At 66.0% G+C, this 15,082-nt stretch carries 13 protein-coding genes and 3 pseudogenes; 11 read left to right on the plus strand and 5 right to left on the minus strand.

Features of this window, described 5'->3' with window-relative positions:
- From B4F19_RS14900 to B4F19_RS14930, 7 genes and pseudogenes are all read left to right on the plus strand, one after another.
- Positions 1–223 (plus strand): annotated as a pseudogene (locus B4F19_RS14900) (apolipoprotein N-acyltransferase); the annotation flags it as partial.
- 91 nt (positions 224–314) lie between these two features.
- Positions 315–515 (plus strand): M23 family metallopeptidase, encoded by a 201-nt coding sequence (locus tag B4F19_RS14905; RefSeq protein ID WP_307803450.1) that lies wholly within the window; start codon positions 315–317, stop codon positions 513–515.
- A gap of 80 nt (positions 516–595) precedes the next feature.
- Positions 596–1,606, plus strand: a complete 1,011-nt coding sequence (gene ccsB, locus B4F19_RS14910) for a c-type cytochrome biogenesis protein CcsB (protein ID WP_228176922.1) — start codon at positions 596–598, stop codon at positions 1,604–1,606.
- A 123-nt stretch (positions 1,607–1,729) separates the two neighbouring features.
- The gene (gene cmtR, locus B4F19_RS14915; protein ID WP_228176923.1) at positions 1,730–2,089 is read left to right on the plus strand and encodes a Cd(II)/Pb(II)-sensing metalloregulatory transcriptional regulator CmtR; all 360 of its coding nucleotides are present in this window, start codon (positions 1,730–1,732) and stop codon (positions 2,087–2,089) included.
- Complete coding sequence (locus B4F19_RS14920) at positions 2,086–4,005, plus strand: heavy metal translocating P-type ATPase (RefSeq protein ID WP_114587691.1); 1,920 nt, start codon at positions 2,086–2,088, stop codon at positions 4,003–4,005. Before cmtR ends, B4F19_RS14920 begins: the two co-directional genes overlap by 4 nt.
- Positions 4,006–4,066: 61 nt before the next feature.
- Complete coding sequence (locus tag B4F19_RS14925) at positions 4,067–4,540, plus strand: signal peptidase II (RefSeq protein ID WP_228176924.1); 474 nt, start codon at positions 4,067–4,069, stop codon at positions 4,538–4,540.
- Positions 4,537–5,145 (plus strand): cadmium resistance transporter, encoded by a 609-nt coding sequence (locus tag B4F19_RS14930; RefSeq protein ID WP_210006387.1) that lies wholly within the window; start codon positions 4,537–4,539, stop codon positions 5,143–5,145. Before B4F19_RS14925 ends, B4F19_RS14930 begins: the two co-directional genes overlap by 4 nt.
- A gap of 196 nt (positions 5,146–5,341) precedes the next feature.
- Here B4F19_RS14930 and B4F19_RS14935 read toward each other — a convergent pair.
- Positions 5,342–5,449: pseudogene (locus B4F19_RS14935) on the minus strand (cobalt transporter); the annotation flags it as partial.
- Positions 5,450–5,579: 130 nt separating this feature from the next.
- Between B4F19_RS14935 and B4F19_RS14940 the strand changes: the two are divergent.
- On the plus strand, positions 5,580–6,881 hold the full coding sequence (locus B4F19_RS14940; RefSeq protein WP_054678531.1) for an ISL3 family transposase: 1,302 nt from the start codon (positions 5,580–5,582) through the stop codon (positions 6,879–6,881).
- A gap of 7 nt (positions 6,882–6,888) precedes the next feature.
- Here B4F19_RS14940 and B4F19_RS14945 read toward each other — a convergent pair.
- Positions 6,889–7,173, minus strand: a pseudogene (locus B4F19_RS14945) (transposase); the annotation flags it as partial.
- Positions 7,127–7,519: a DNA cytosine methyltransferase gene (locus B4F19_RS14950; protein WP_082406192.1), complete on the minus strand. Its 393-nt coding sequence runs from the start codon at positions 7,517–7,519 to the stop codon at positions 7,127–7,129. The pseudogene B4F19_RS14945 and the gene B4F19_RS14950, both read right to left, overlap by 47 nt.
- A gap of 238 nt (positions 7,520–7,757) precedes the next feature.
- Here B4F19_RS14950 and mobF point away from each other — a divergent pair, with 238 nt between their 5' ends.
- Positions 7,758–11,369 carry a MobF family relaxase gene (gene mobF / locus B4F19_RS14955; protein WP_228176926.1) on the plus strand — a complete coding sequence of 1,204 codons (3,612 nt, stop codon included), beginning with the start codon at positions 7,758–7,760 and terminating at the stop codon, positions 11,367–11,369.
- 140 nt (positions 11,370–11,509) lie between these two features.
- Here the strand turns inward: mobF and B4F19_RS14960 are convergent, their stop codons facing one another.
- Complete coding sequence (locus B4F19_RS14960) at positions 11,510–11,725, minus strand: hypothetical protein (protein WP_228176927.1); 216 nt, start codon at positions 11,723–11,725, stop codon at positions 11,510–11,512.
- A 33-nt stretch (positions 11,726–11,758) separates the two neighbouring features.
- Between B4F19_RS14960 and B4F19_RS14965 the strand changes: the two genes are divergently transcribed.
- Entirely contained in the window at positions 11,759–12,445 is a 687-nt protein-coding gene (locus tag B4F19_RS14965; protein ID WP_228176928.1) for an AAA family ATPase, read from the plus strand.
- On the opposite strand, the gene B4F19_RS14970 is transcribed toward B4F19_RS14965, so the two are convergent.
- On the minus strand, positions 12,430–12,780 hold the full coding sequence (locus B4F19_RS14970; RefSeq protein ID WP_228176929.1) for a hypothetical protein: 351 nt from the start codon (positions 12,778–12,780) through the stop codon (positions 12,430–12,432). The genes B4F19_RS14965 and B4F19_RS14970 overlap by 16 nt on opposite strands.
- Here B4F19_RS14970 and B4F19_RS14975 point away from each other — a divergent pair, their 5' ends adjacent.
- Entirely contained in the window at positions 12,781–15,048 is a 2,268-nt protein-coding gene (locus tag B4F19_RS14975) for a S8 family peptidase (protein ID WP_228176930.1), read from the plus strand. It begins immediately after the preceding gene.
- Positions 15,049–15,082: the final 34 nt, after the last annotated feature.

Below are 15,082 nucleotides of genomic sequence, written 5' to 3' on the forward strand. Positions count from 1 at the left end.
CGGCACCACCGTCGACAGCATCGGTGTCGACACCGCTGGCGCGTCGATCAGCACCGTCCCGCTGCGCACCGGACTCACCCCAGCGGTGATCCTCGGTCCCTGGCTCACCGCTCTCATCGTCCTCGCTGCCGCCGGCGCTCTCACCGCGGCGTGGTTCTCCCACCGTGCCCGCACGCGTGCGGACGGCACAGATCGTCCGACTTACCCGGGGAGTCAGCCATGAACACGCCACGGGTGAGGCCTGCCGGAGGTCGACTTGCCGGGTCGCTGCGAACGCTGGCGACGGGCAGTGATCCCACACTGCCTGGTGCTGGATGGCGGAGGAGTGCGGGACCGGTAGCCGGCAGGTTGCCGCCGGGCAGACCGTCACGGCCGGGCAGACCGTCACGGCCGGGCAGCTGGTCGGACTCGTTGGCAACACGGGACGCTCCACCGCGAACCATCTGCACTTCGAGGTTTACCTCGACAGAACCGCCGTGGACACGCCGCGTTTGCTGGAAGCAAACGCGGGCTGACCTATGCGCAGCACGGATCTACCGCACCACCCCGCTTGCGGGCACCCCCTGACCGATACGACGAAGAGGACGACTCTGTCATGACTGGACCCGACCCGCTGTCCCTCGACGGCATCTCACTGCTTGTGGTGTGGACGGCGATCGCCACCTATCTGCTTGCGTTCATCGCGTACACCATCGACCTCGCCGGGCGCTCCGTCCCCGCCAGCGTCCCACAGCGGGAGCCGGCCCTGGTCGGCGCTGCCGCACGAGCGGACCGGTCGACACAGAGCAGGCAGAGTGGGCCGGTGGACAGCGTTCGCACGCCGCCCGCGAATCGGCAACGGCTGTTGTGGGCGCGGATCGGGACGTCACTGACGGTCCTCGCGTTCCTGTTCCACCTGGCCGGCACAGTTCTGCGCGGGATCGCTGCTGGGCGGGTGCCGTGGGCGAACATGTACGAGTTCGCGCTGACGGGTACCCTCCTAATCGTCGCCGTATACCTGCTGGTTCTGCGCCGTTACGACCTCCGCTTCCTGGGAGCGTTCCTCATCGGCATGATCGTATTGCTGCTGGGTGGGGCGACCATTGCGTTCTACGTTGAGGTCGTCCCGCTGATGGACCCGCTCAAGAGCATCTGGCTGGTCATCCACGTCTTCGTCGCCTCGCTCGCCACTGCCCTGTTCGCGATCGCCTGCGGCCTCGCAGTCACCCAGCTCATGCAAACCCGCCGGGAACGGCGGGCCGACACCACCTCAGCTCGAAATGGCGGCCCGCGGTTCCTGGCGACGCTGCCCACCGCAGACGCGCTCGAGTCCCTCGCGTACCGATTCGTGATCGTTGGGTTTGTGTTTTGGACCTTCACGCTGATCGCCGGCGCCATCTGGGCCAACGACTCCTGGGGACGCTATTGGGGGTTCGACACCAAGGAAGTGTGGACTTTTGTGATCTGGGTGCTGTACGCGGGGTACATTCACGCCCGCGCAACGAGAGGCTGGCGCGGCACCCGCTCCGCCTGGCTGTGCATCACCGGGTTCGCCACTGTGCTGTTCAATTTCACCGTCGTCAACATGTTCTTCAAAGGACTTCACGCATACTCCGGCCTTAGCTGACCATACCCAGCCATTCAGCCGACCGGCTCCAGTAAGGCGGATCCGATGCTGCTTCAACAGTCGACGATCGCCTGCCCGATTGTCCAGCTTGATTAGTTCATTGTGCAGTGTATTATTCATCGAATGCTGACTCATGCTGATCGACTCGACGTGATGAACCGGCTGGGGCGCGCCATGGCTGACCCGACCCGCTCTCGCATCCTTCTGACTCTCCTAGACGGACCGAACTACCCGGCGGTGTTGTCTCGCGAGCTGGGACTGACCCGCTCAAACGTGTCGAACCATCTGACGTGTCTGCGGGGGTGCGGGATCGTGGTTGCCGAGCCAGAGGGCCGGCAGACCCGCTACGAGGTCGCAGACTCGCACCTTGCCCGCGCCCTGACGGCGCTGGTGGATGTGACGCTAGCGGTCGACGAGAGCGTGCCGTGCATGGACCCGGACTGCGGGGTCGAGGGTTGCGTGGCGGGGAAGGTTCGGGCATGAGCGCGGTCACGGGTTCGCAAGTCGAGCACGTCGACCTCGACGACGACGATGATGACGATGACCGGCCGTGGTACCGGAGCCCGAGCGTTCTGATTCCGATCGCCTCCGGCGTCGCGTTCGCCGCCGGCCTGGTCTGCGAGTGGACCGGCGCGGAGACCGCGGGCCTGGTGTCGTTCTGGATCGGTCTGCTGCTGGGCGCGTACACGTTTGTGCCGGGCGCGCTGCGTAAGCTGTTCACCAAGGGCAAGCTAGGCATCGGCCTGCTGATGACAATCAGCGCCACTGGCGCCGTGATCCTCGGCTATGTCGAGGAGGCCGCCGCGCTGGCGTTCTTGTACTCCATCGCGGAGGCGTTGGAAGACAAGGCGATGGACCGCGCCCGCGCAGGATTGCGGGCACTGTTGAAGCTGGTGCCCGACACCGCACGGGTCCAGCGCGGCGACGCCACGGTCGAGGTGGAGGCGAAGGAACTGCGCGTCGGTGACGTGCTCGTGGTCCGGCCGGGCGAGCGGATTGCCACGGACGGCATCGTGCGCGCCGGGCGGAGCAGCCTGGACACGTCGGCGATCACAGGCGAGTCGATCCCGGTCGAGGTCGAGCCCGGCACCGACGTGTCGGCCGGGTCGATCAACACCACCGGCGTCCTCGAAGTCGAGGCCACCGCCGCCGGCACCGACAACTCGCTCACCACGATCGTGGAGCTGGTCGAGCAGGCCCAGGCCGAGAAGGGCGACCGCGCCCGCCTGGCCGACCGGATCGCCCGACCCCTCGTGCCCGGGGTGATGATCCTCGCCGTGCTGGTCGGCGCGCTCGGGTCGCTGCTGAGCGGCGACCCCGAGCTGTGGATCACCCGCGCCCTGGTCGTGCTGGTCGCAGCCTCGCCATGTGCTCTGGCGATCGCCGTCCCGGTCACCGTCGTCTCTGCGATCGGCGCAGCCTCCAAGTTCGGCGTGGTCGTAAAGTCCGGGGCCGCTTTCGAGCGATTCGGTGGCATCCGCCACCTCGCCGTCGACAAGACCGGCACCCTGACTCGCAATGAGCCCACCGTGACCCGTGTCGTCACCACCGGCGCGACCAAGGATGACGTGCTGGCATGGGCAGCGAGCCTGGAAGGTCACAGCACACATCCCCTCGCCGCAGCGATCACCAACAACGCGGTTCCCGGCGCTCCGGCTGCTACCGACGTCCGCGAGACCGCGGGCCACGGCATCGTCGGCACCCTCGACGGTGCTCGTCTCGCGGTAGGGAGTCCACGCTGGCTGGACGCTGGCACGCTGGCCGACGAGGTGCAGGCGATGGAGTCCGAGGGCATGACCGTTGTGATCGTCCACCGCAACGACCAGCCCGCCGGAGCGATCGGAGTGCGGGACGAGCTGCGCCCCGAGGTTCCCGAAGTCATTGACACACTGAACCGGCGTGGGATCGGCGTGACGATGCTCACCGGCGACAACGCCCGCACCGCCGCCGCCCTCGCCGCACAGGCCGGCATCAGCGACGTACGTGCCGAACTACGCCCCGAGGATAAGGCCACCGCTGTCGCGGAACTGTCGAAGTCGCAGCCCACCGCCATGATCGGGGACGGTATCAACGACGCCCCCGCTCTCGCAGCCGCCGACCTAGGGATCGCGATGGGAGCCAAGGGCGCCGATGCCGCCATCGAGTCCGCCGACGTCGCATTCACCGGCCACGACCTGCGCCTCATTCCGCAGGCCCTCGCCCATGCCCGCCGCGGCCGCAATATCATCAACCAGAACGTCATACTGTCCATCGCGATCATCGCTGTCCTCCTACCGCTGGCGATCACCGGAATCCTCGGACTTGCGGCCGTGGTGCTCGTCCACGAAATCGCGGAAGTCATCGTCATCCTCAACGGCCTCCGCGCGGCGCGGCGCACGCACCATGACCGGGCCCGCTGACAGCCGTGCGCCCGGGAGGGCGGGTGCCGTATTGAGTGCCGCCGGCCCAATTGGTGCGCGCGTGCGACCCCGACTGTTTCTGCTCGCGTTCGCCGTTGCCGCCAGTGCCGTGCTGATCGACCAAGGCACCAAAGCACTCGCCCTCGCACGGCTCAGCGAACAAGCCCGCATTCCGCTCCTCGGAGACTTGCTCGGCCTACAACTCGCGTTCAACCCCGGCACCGTCATGTCCCTCGGATCCGGCTCAACCTGGCTGATCACCCTCATCGCGGCCGCAGCATCCGTGGGTCTGCTCCTTGCCGCCACACGCGCCCGCACCGCGGGGTGGGCCGTCGTGATCGGGCTAATCTGGGGCGGCGCGGTCGGTAACCTCCTAGATCGGCTGTTTGCTCCACCCGGATTCGGAGTGGGTCATGTCACAGACTTTCTCGCCTACGGCAACCTGTTCATCGGTAACCTCGCCGACGTCATCATCGGCATCGGCGTCGGATTCGGCCTCCTGCTATACCTCCGTCAGGGAAAGACCCGAGCATGATCTTCTCCTCCGTTCTGCAGGCGATCGGGCTGTTCCTCGCGACGAACATCGACGACATCATCGTGCTCTCTCTGTTCTTCGCCCGCGGCGCCGGGCAACGGGGAACTACAGTTCGGATCCTCGTTGGTCAGTATGTGGGATTCGCAGGTATTCTCGGCGCCGCCGTGCTCGTATCCCTCGGCGCTGGGGCGTTTCTGCCTCCAGAGGTGATTCCCTACTTCGGGCTCATTCCGCTAGGTCTAGGGCTGTGGGCGGCTTGGCAAGCCTGGCACCGCCGACACGACGACGATGACGATGACGATGAGAGCAAGATCGAAGGCAAGAAGGTCGCTGTCTGGGCCGTGGCTGGAGTCACCTTCGCTAACGGTGGGGACAACATCGGCGTCTACGTTCCCGTCTTCCTCAGCGTGGGGCCCGCTGCCGTCGTCGCATACTGCGTTGTGTTCCTCGTGTTCGTTGCAGTGCTGGTGGTCGTGGCCAAGTTCATTGCCACGCGACGTCCGATCGCGGAGATCCTGGAACGTTGGGAGCACATCTTGTTCCCTCTCGTTCTTATCGGGCTTGGCATCTTCATCCTGATCAGCGGGGGAGCATTCGGGCTCTGACACAACCGTCATGCAGGGCAATTTAGGCAGCTGCGCGTCTAGACGTCATGATTGTCGCCGCTCTGAGCTACTCGACGACGCCGAGCGATTGTTCCGCCGAACGCAATTGACAAGGCTGTCCTAGCTCACCCGTTATCGTTGTCGCGGCTATAGACCTCTTCCCGTCCGACGACCGCGCCGGCGATATGGCGTGTCGGGCCGTGGCCGATCCCAGCTCGCGACCGGCGCGACGCTCCGCGAGCGAGAGGAACGGCATGATGACGACGCTGAGGGCGGTGATGACGATACCGAGAGTGGAGTGCTTGACGTCCACTTGGTCGATGAGGGCTCTTCGCAGTTGAGGGTGTAGTCGAGGTTCGCGGGTCGATTGCCGGATAGGCGTCGAGGTCTTCCAGGATGGAAGTTCCTACACTGCCCATCCGAAAGACCTCGACGTGCTCCAAACTACCTTCGCCGCGCCCTGCCTGACCACGTTCTGCCGTCTCGACGAGCTCGGCCTCGAGGCTGTAGGTCAACATCTCGAGGCGGATCGGGCGGTGATCGAGTGCCGCGTCGTCGAGAACGATCCCTGGTGCCGGAAGTGCGGCGCGGAAGGCGTCCCGAGAGACACCGTGGTGCGTCGGCTCGCGCATGAGCCGTTCGGGCACCGGCCCACGACACTGCTGGTCCGGGTGCGCCGCTACCGGTGCGCGCACTGCGGGAAGACGTGGCGGCAGGACACCACGAAGGCCGCCGCGCCGCGGGCGAAGATCTCGCGTGGCGGGCTCGGGTGGGCGCTGACGGCGATCGTGGTCGACCATCTCACGGTGACCCGCGCCGCGGCCGGTCTGGGGGTGTCCTGGCATACCGCGAACAGTGCGATTCTCGCCGAGGGTCGGCGTCGTCTGATCGACGCTCCCGGCCGGTTCGACGGGGTCACGACCCTGGGCGTCGATGAGCATGTCTGGCGTCACACCCGGTACGGCGACAAGTACGTGACCGTGATCATCGACCTCACGCCCGCCCGCGAGAAGACAGGCCCGGCCCAGCTGCTGGACATGGTCGAGGGCCGTTCGAAGGCCGTGTTCAAGCAGTGGCTCGCGGCACGGCCCAAGGAGTGGTCCAAGCGGATCGAGGTGGTCGCGATGGACGGGTTCAGCGGCTTCAAGACGGCCGCCGCCGAAGAGCTGCCCGACGCGGTCCCGGTGATGGATCCGTTCCATGTGGTCCGTCTCGCCGGCGATGCGCTCGATGTGTGTCGCCGCCGCGTTCAGCAGGATCTACACGGACACCGCGGGATGAAGGGCGACCCGCTCTATCAGGCGCGCCGCACCCTGCACACCGGCGACAAGCTACTCACCGACCGGCAACGCGCTCGGCTGGAGGCGCTGTTCGCGACCGAGGAGCACGTCGAGGTCGAAGCGACCTGGGGCATCTACCAGCGCATGATCGCCGCGTATCGCGAACCCGACAAGAAGAATGGCAAGCAGATGATGCAGACCCTGATCGACGCGGTCAGCACCGGGGTTCCTGCCGCGCTCGTCGAGATCCGCAAGCTCGGCCGCACCCTCAAGCAGCGCGCCGCCGACGTGCTCGCGTTCTTCGATCGGCCCGGCACCTCGAACGGCCCAACGGAGGCGATCAACGGACGACTTGAACACCTCCGCGGCTCCGCGCTCGGCTTCCGGAACCTCACGAACTACATCGCAAGAAGCCTGCTCGAAGCCGGAGGATTCAGACCCCAACTACACCCCTAATTCCGAAGAGCCAGTTTCCCTCAGCCAGCTCCTTGAGCGCGGCCTTCTCCAGCTCCGCTTCCGCGAGCAGACGCTTCAGGGTCGCATTCTGCTTCTCCAGCTCCTTCAGGCGCTTTGCGTCGTCGGCCTTGAGGCCGCCGTACTGGTTCCGCCACCGGTAGTACGTCTGCTCGGACACCACGAGCTCCCGGCACACCGCCGCGACGTCCTGACCGTCGGCGAGCATCCTGTCGGCCTGCCCGAGCTTACGGACGACCTGCTCCGGGGTGTGACGCTTCCTGCTGTTCGTCATGATCTGACCAGTCTCCCTGCCCGCGACCGCGGACAACAGGACGACTCTCATAACGACTGGACCTACGAAACGGGGTCAGCCCACCTGGGTTGCGTCGTTCATGGTCGTCTCCTTCTGCGGGTGGCCGTGTCGCGGGTGAGGACAGCAGCCCGCGGACGTTCTCGATGACGACCCACTCGGGCTGGAGCGCGTCGATGGCTGCGGCCATGTGCGCCCAGAGCCCCGAGCGCGTACCTGGCGCGAGGCCGGCGCGCTTGCCGACGGTGGACACGTCTTGGCATGGGAAGCCGCCGCTGGCGTCGAGGTCGTGCATGAAGTCTGCTCCGGCGACGGACGTCCCCGGCATCCGTGCCTCATCGAGAACTGATGCCGAGCTGGTCACCTGTCAGGTGCACGACTCCGACACGCGCCCGCTGCTCAACCGAGCCCCCGCTTGCCGCCGCCCGATGCCTCCATCTCCGGCCTCGGCTCCGACCGCCATCCGAGGTCACACGCCTCTTGCAGGTCGAGGTTGAGTCGGGCATTGCCGCTTCAGAAGTCACCGGGTGCGGGTGCTCACCTGCCCGGCAGGAGCGGAGGTGGGCATGACGGTTTCGATGCGCGTGATGTCGGCAGGTGACGGCTACAAGTACCTGCTCAAGACCGTCGTGGCAGCCGACGGAGACCGACCGCTCTCGACGCCGCTTACCCGCTACTACATGGAGGACGGCACCCCGCCTGGTCGCTGGCTCGGCGCGGGCGTAGCGGCCCTCGGCAAGGGCGAGATTCAGGTGGGCGACCGAGTATCGGAACACCAACTCCAGCTCCTGATGGGCACAGGCTGTGATCCGATCACCGGCGACAAGCTCGGCCTGGGCTTCGCGGCATACAAGAGCCAGGAGCAGCGAATCGAAGCGCGGATCGCTGACCTCGAACCGACGATGACCCCCGGCGCCAAGGGAGAGGCCGTCGCGCAGATCGTTGCCGAGGAGACAGCCCGAAGTACACGGCGTGCTGTGGCGGGCTTCGACTTCACCTTCTCGATCCCGAAGTCCGCGAGCGTGTTGTGGGCAGTCGCCGACGCCGGGGTCCAGGCACTCATCGCCGAGGCGCATCATCGCGCGGTTGCGGAGGTGGTTGCGTTCATGGAACGCGAGGTTGCAGCCACGCGCACGGGCGCAACCGCCGGAGACGGCGCGGTTGCGCAGGTCGATGTCACCGGGCTCATCGCGACCGCCTTCGATCACTTCGACTCCCGCGCCGGCGACCCCCACCTCCACACGCACGTCGTCATCAGCAACAAGGCCAAGACCGTCCTCGATGGGAAGTGGCGCTCGCTCGACGGCAGACCCATGCACACCGCCGTCGTCGCGCTCTCCGAACTCCACGAAGCCGTGTTCGCCGACCACATGACGCGCACCTTCGGCGTCTCATGGGAGGCCCGAGAGATGGGCCGCGACCACAACCCTGCATGGGCGATCACTGGAGTGCCCGATGAACTGATCGCCGAGTTCTCTACCCGCGCGCGTCACATCAACGCCGAGACCGATCGCCTCATCGCCAAGTACGTTGCAGCGCACGGACGACGCCCGACACCAGCGGCGATCATGAAATTGCGAGCTCAAGCCACACTCGCGACTCGGCCCGAGAAGCAGGTTCGGTCCTTGGCTGACCTCACCGTCGAATGGCGGGAGCGCGCCACGAAGTCGTTGGGGCGGGATGCGACGACGTGGGCGCGCGAGGTGACCGACAACGACAAGCCGCTCCTGCTGCGTGCCGACGACGTACCGCTCATTGTCATTGGCGAGATTGGGCGTTCGGTCGTCGAGGTGGTCGGTGAGAAGCGCTCGACCTGGCGACGCTGGAATCTCATGGCCGAGGCATCCCGGCAGACGATGGGCTGGCGCTTCGCCACCATGCACGACCGGGAAGCCATCGTCGCCATGGTTGCCGATGCCGCCGAGTTCGCTTCGCTTCGCTTGACCCCGCCCGAACTCGGCGCCTCGCCCGTCGTGTTCCGTCGGACCGACGGCACCTCGGTGTTCCGACCGAAGAGCTCGACCGTGTTCACCTCCGAGTCCCAGCTCGCGGCCGAGGACAGACTTCTCGAACGAGCAGCCAACCTCGGCGGGTCGACGGTGACGCTTGCCACGGTCGAGAAGATCACGCGCAGTCCCGATGCGGACGGTCGGATGCTCGGCGACGACCAAGCCGACGCCCTGACCCGGATCGCGGTGTCGGGTCGGATGCTCGACGTGCTGGTCGGTCCTGCCGGTGCGGGCAAGACCACCGCAATGAACGCGCTCCGCCGCGCCTGGGAAGCCCAGCACGGCTCCGGTTCCGTCGTCGGGCTCGCGCCGTCAGCGGTCGCCGCACAGGTCCTCGCCGACGACCTCGGAATCGCGACGGAGAACACTGCGAAGTGGTGGCAGAACCACCTGATCCACGGCACCGCGTTCGAGGCAGGCCAGCTCGTCATCATCGACGAAGCCTCCCTCGCCGGCACCCTGTCACTGGACCGCATCACCCACCTCGCCCAAGACGCTGGCGCGAAGGTGCTGCTTGTCGGCGACTACGCCCAACTGCAATCCGTAGATGCCGGCGGCGCGTTCGCGATGATCGCTAGAGACCGGGCCGACACTCCCGAACTGGTCGACGTTCACCGCTTCACCCATGCCTGGGAGAAGACCGCCTCACTCGAGCTGCGTCACGGGCGCACAGCGGCTATCGACACTTACCTCGCCCACCAGCGCATCGCCGATGGCGACGCCGAGGCCATGACCGACGCGGCTTACAACGCATGGCGCGCCGACCGCGACGCGGGACTCGTTTCTGTGCTGATCGCTGAAACCCACGACGACGTGACCGCGCTGAACGGTCGCGCCCGCGCCGACCTGATCCTCAACAAGACTCTGAATCCCGACCGCGAAGTCGAGCTGCGCGACGGCACCGCCGCTGGCGTCGGCGACACCATCATCACGCGACTCAACAAGCGCGAACTGCGCACCCTGGTCGGGCGGGACTGGGTACGCAACGGCGACATCTGGACCGTCACCGCCGTCGGCGACGACGGGACCATCACCATCGCACGCGACTACGGAACCGGCACCACCGTCGGCGACGACGGAACCATCAAGGCTCGCAGGCGTGGGCGCAGGTTCGGCGGCAGCATCGTCCTCCCGGCCTCGTATGTGGCCGAGCATGTCGATCTCGGTTACGCAGTCACCGCCTACCGCGCCCAAGGCATCACGACCGACAGTACGCACGTGTTGGTCGAACCGACCTCGACGAGGGAGACCTTCTACGTCGCTATGACCCGAGGGCGGCACGCGAACCACGCCTACGTGACTCTCGACCGCGCCGACGACCATGCCCAGCTGCACCCTGGCGACGACCCGCATGCCACCGCGCGAAGCGTGCTGTACGGCGTTCTCCAGCACAGCGGGGCCGAACTCTCGGCGCACGAGACCATCGTCGCCGAGCAGGAACAGTGGGGCTCGATCGCCCAGCTCGCCGCCGAGTACGAGACCATCGCCGCCGCAGCCCAGCATGACCGCTGGGCTGCCCTCATCCGCTGCTCCGGGCTCTCCGACGAACAGGCCGAGAGCGCCATCGAGTCCGAGGCGTTCGGCCCCCTTGCCGCTGAACTTCGCCGCGCCGAGGCCAACCATCACAACCTTGATGCGCTCTTGCCGCGCCTCGTGGCCGCGCGAGGATTCGATGACGCCGACGACATCGCCGCCGTCCTGCACTACCGGGTCGAGCGGGCGACCGGCCGCCCCGCAGGCTCGGGCCGGACCCGCAAGCCAACGCGACTTATCGCCGGCCTCATCCCACAGGCGCACGGCGTCATCGATGTTGAGATGCGAGCGGCTCTCGACGAGCGAGAGGAGCTCATCGCGGCACGCGCCGACGCCGTACTCGACGGCGCGCTGGCCGAGAGCGTGCCGTGGACGAAGGCACTCGGCACGCGGCCCACCGAACCGCGACGGGCTGCGGCCTGGCGCAAGTCCGCGCGCGTGATCGCCGCCTACCGCGATCGTTACCGCGTCACCGACGACACGCCCCTCGGCGCGCCACCCGAGTCGGCGGTCCAGAAGATCGACGCTGCGCGGGCGCGGGCAGCCCTCGACCGAGTGCGAGTGGCCGCTGAAACCGTGGATGATGCTCACGCAGCTCGAAGCCCGTCGAGAGGTGGGCCGTCGCGGGCAATGTAGTGCCAGTGTCGACCCCAGGGGTGCGGACCCGCGAATGTCGGCGCGGCCAAGTAGCCTCAGAGCCACACGACAGTAGACTTAAACCCACATGACGACACACGGCTGAAGGAGGCGGGGCGATGGCGCGCGCTGATCTACTCCTAGACCTCGTCGAGGCCGAACGCCGCGGCGATCGGGAACGCTTCAAGGTGCTGGTTGAGTCCGTCATCGCCGAAGAACGCGCCAACCAGCATCATCTTCTCGCCGATCGGCTCTCGCAACTCATCACGACGACGGGACAGGGACCCGTCCGCGACGACCGAGCAGCAGCGATCCGCGATCTCGTGCATGAGGTCGTACCGAACCGTCGGCTGCATGAACTCGAACTTGCGCCGGTCCCGCAACGAGTCGTGACCGAACTGATCGAGGAGCAGAAGCGCGCCGAGCTTCTGCGTAGTTACGGTATTGAGCCGCGCAACCGACTTCTGCTGTCTGGCCCGCCTGGAAACGGCAAGACGAGCGTGGCGGAAGCGATCGCGGCAGAACTGATGCTTCCCTTCTACGTGATCCGCTACGAGGGAGTCATGTCGAGTTTCCTCGGCGAAACGGCCGCACGGCTGGACAACGCGTTTGAGTTCGCGCGGACCCGCCGTTGCGTGTTGTTCTTCGACGAACTGGACACCATCGCCAAGGAACGAGCAGACGAGCACGAGACCGGCGAGATCAAGCGGGTGGTTTCGACACTGCTGCTCCAAATCGACAGACTGCCACCCCACGTGATCTTCGTTGGCGCAACCAACCACGGCGAGCTGCTGGATCGGGCGGCATGGCGACGGTTCCAGATTCGGACGGAGTTGGGACCTCCTAGCCGCGCACAGGCGACGAGATTCCTCGAACGTCTTGCTGAACGCCTCGGAGGCGACCTCGGTTTCGCTCCTCGTACCCTCGCCGACAAGTTGGCCGGGGCGAGCTTCGCCGAGTTGGAAGAGTTCGCACTTGATGTGCGCCGCCGCGCGGTGCTGGAACTCCCGGATGACAACATCCGCCGGATAGTGCTAGAACGGCTTGAACACCGCCGAGGTCAGGCGGCAGGGTGACGGTTGAGCGCAAACCGCTCCTTGCGTTCGGGCCGGCGGAGGTTGTGGCGCGGCCAACCCAGACGCCGCGTGATCTTCCACGTCTGGCAAAGCCGGGCGCTGGGCGACAAGGTGAACGACTGACTCCTCAGTTCAAGGACTTGGCCGCAGCTTTCGAAGCCGAACGTGCCCGTCTGAGCGCCGACACCCCAGAGGAGATTGACCCCGCACTCGTGGTCGTATTTGATCTGGCGGGAAGCGTCAAGGACTTCCGCAACGCAATCAACCGGATCGATGGCCTGGAGTTTCTGTCGGAGCTTCTCGGGGATCAATCTGACCCCGACGACGATTTCCACATGACGGAGCGTGAAGCTGGACGGACAGACAAGCGCGTCACGCACTCGCTGTACTTGGTCATGTCCAACACCAAGGCGATCGACGAACTACTCCGGCTCTTCGCTCAATGGCAGGCCGACCCGTCCGCGTCGTTCGAGCACGGGCTAGGCAAGTTCAAGACGGCCTTCCAGCAACTGACAGCGATACGTCGGTGGGGCGCTGAGGACCGCATCCGTGAGACTGGTCTACGAGAGCGCTGGGAAGAGACTCTCAGCATGGTCGGTCAGTCAGTCAGCACCGTCCTCGTCGAAGTCGAGCTCTGGCACAGGCGTGATGCCGCCCAGCGTGCGGCTGCCGAGGCGCACGTCGAGGAAGTCATCACTTCCAGCGCCGGTCGAGTCTTGGATCGCTCGCAGATCGGAGAGATCGAGTACCACGCGCTCCTGGCTGAACTCCCGATCCAGCAGGTCCAGTCCGTGTTGACCAACGGAGCTTCGGCCATTCGGCTTCTCACGACTGATGACGTCATGTTCGTCAGCCCCTTCACCCCGATGAGCGTTGCACCAGGGACTCTTGAGCCAGTTACTCAAACCAACCTTGCTCGCAGCGACAGAGTCGAAGGCAAGCCTCGGATCGCGCTGCTCGACGGGCTGCCGTTCACCAACCACGACACGCTCCAAGGCCGGCTCTCGATCGATGACCCTGATGGGCTTGGTGAGAACTACCCCGTCGCGGCTCGCCACCACGGAACCGCCATGGCGTCACTCATCATTCACGGCGACCTCACTGATGGCGGTCCCGCGCTTGATCGTCCTCTCTACGTGCGCCCGATCCTGCAGCCCCATGAGTTCATGCCTGGGCACGAGCAGGTAGTCCCGAATCGTCTGCTCCCCGACGTCCTTCATCGTGCGATCAGACGGATTGTGAAGGGCGAGGGGAACCAGCCTGCCGCAGCGCCGAGCGTCCGGGTTGTGAACCTCTCCATAGGCGCACAGACACGAGCACTCACGCGTCGAATGAGCCCCGTTGGGCGCCTGCTGGACTGGCTCGCCCACTCGTACAATCTGCTGTTCGTCGTCAGTGCGGGTAACCACACCGACGAGTTCACGATCCCCGCCGATGCCGCGCACGACACTGACGCCGCTCGCCTGGCTGCAATGCGGGTCGGCTTCGAGACGGCGCTGCTACGCGGCATCCTTCCGCCTGGCGATGCACTGAACGCCCTCACCGTCGGTGCCACGCACTCAGACGGCCTCGGCGAGATCGCAGTTCCAGATACGGTGTGGGATATCACCAACCCGGACGCTCCCGCACACTACGGGTCGGTTGGGCCCGGTGTCGATCGGTCGGTCAAGCCGGACCTTCATCACTCCGGAGGCCGCGCCCTCTACACGCGCCCCATCGTGCTGCCCGGTCAGACTGACGTTGCCGTCGGCCTGGCTCGCACCGCCGCGACGGGACCCGGCTTGCAGGTGGCCGCTCCGGGACGCGGGGGTGCTACCAACAGCACGGTGTTCACGAACGGCACCAGTAACGCGACGGCGCTCGTCACCCGTGAAGCCAGCAGGCTGTTTGACCTCCTTGAGTCTGATAACCGCGATCCCGAAGACGCACCGCTTCCTGATCCGCAATACCACCCGCTGCTCGTGCGCGCTCTCCTTGCCCATGCAAGCAGTTGGGGCGCTTGGGAGAACAGCCTGCGCAACGATCTTGGTCTCAATGGCCAGGATGCTCGGCGGCAGTTGACGGCTCTGCTCGGCTACGGTCGCCTCGACCTCAGCAGACTCGGCGAAGCCGCGTCCAACCGAGCCGTCCTCGTCGCGGGCGGTCAAATCGCACGGAACGAGCGCCATACTTACGGATTCCCACTGCCTCCCTCGCTTCGAGCGAAAGCGGAATGGCACCGCTTCACCATCACGCTGGCATTCATGGCTCCGACGGTCGGCCAGCTCACTCGGTACCGCAGCGCGAAGGTCTACTTCAGTACACCCGACACGAGCCTCGCAGGCGGCGAGCGTTCCGATGCAGAGCACAACGCGGTTCGGAGGGGAAGCCTTCAGCACGAGATTGTGCAGGGCTCTCGCGCCATGTCTTTCGTTGATGGAGACAGCTTCCCGATTCATGTCGAGTGCATGGACGACGCCCAGCGACTCCGTGCAGGCAACACGATCCGATATGCGCTGGTTGTCTCCGCCGAGACCGCGGAGCAGACCTCCAACACCATCCATGAAGAGGTCCGTGACAGGCTACGCGCACGCGCGCGCGTCCAGGGCCGCATTCGACCGTAGACCCCGTTTTCTACCACCGTCTGGCTCGACCACT

Source organism: Microbacterium sp. UBA1097 (assembly GCF_002313585.1).
Taxonomy (GTDB): domain Bacteria; phylum Actinomycetota; class Actinomycetes; order Actinomycetales; family Microbacteriaceae; genus Microbacterium.

Excerpts from the sequence above, each read along its gene's own strand:
- B4F19_RS14905 (WP_307803450.1), top strand. The coding sequence starts at position 315 with ATGGCGGAGGAGTGCGGGACCGGTAGCCGGCAGGTTGCCGCCGGGCAG.
- mobF (WP_228176926.1), top strand. The coding sequence starts at position 7,758 with ATGACGGTTTCGATGCGCGTGATGTCGGCAGGTGACGGCTACAAGTAC.
- B4F19_RS14920 (WP_114587691.1), top strand. The coding sequence starts at position 2,086 with ATGAGCGCGGTCACGGGTTCGCAAGTCGAGCACGTCGACCTCGACGAC.
- B4F19_RS14950 (WP_082406192.1), bottom strand. The coding sequence starts at position 7,519 with ATGCCGGGGACGTCCGTCGCCGGAGCAGACTTCATGCACGACCTCGAC.
- cmtR (WP_228176923.1), top strand. The coding sequence starts at position 1,730 with ATGCTGACTCATGCTGATCGACTCGACGTGATGAACCGGCTGGGGCGC.
- B4F19_RS14930 (WP_210006387.1), top strand. The coding sequence starts at position 4,537 with ATGATCTTCTCCTCCGTTCTGCAGGCGATCGGGCTGTTCCTCGCGACG.
- B4F19_RS14975 (WP_228176930.1), top strand. The coding sequence starts at position 12,781 with ATGACGGAGCGTGAAGCTGGACGGACAGACAAGCGCGTCACGCACTCG.
- B4F19_RS14960 (WP_228176927.1), bottom strand. The coding sequence starts at position 11,725 with ATGCAGCCGACGGTTCGGTACGACCTCATGCACGAGATCGCGGATCGC.
- ccsB (WP_228176922.1), top strand. The coding sequence starts at position 596 with ATGACTGGACCCGACCCGCTGTCCCTCGACGGCATCTCACTGCTTGTG.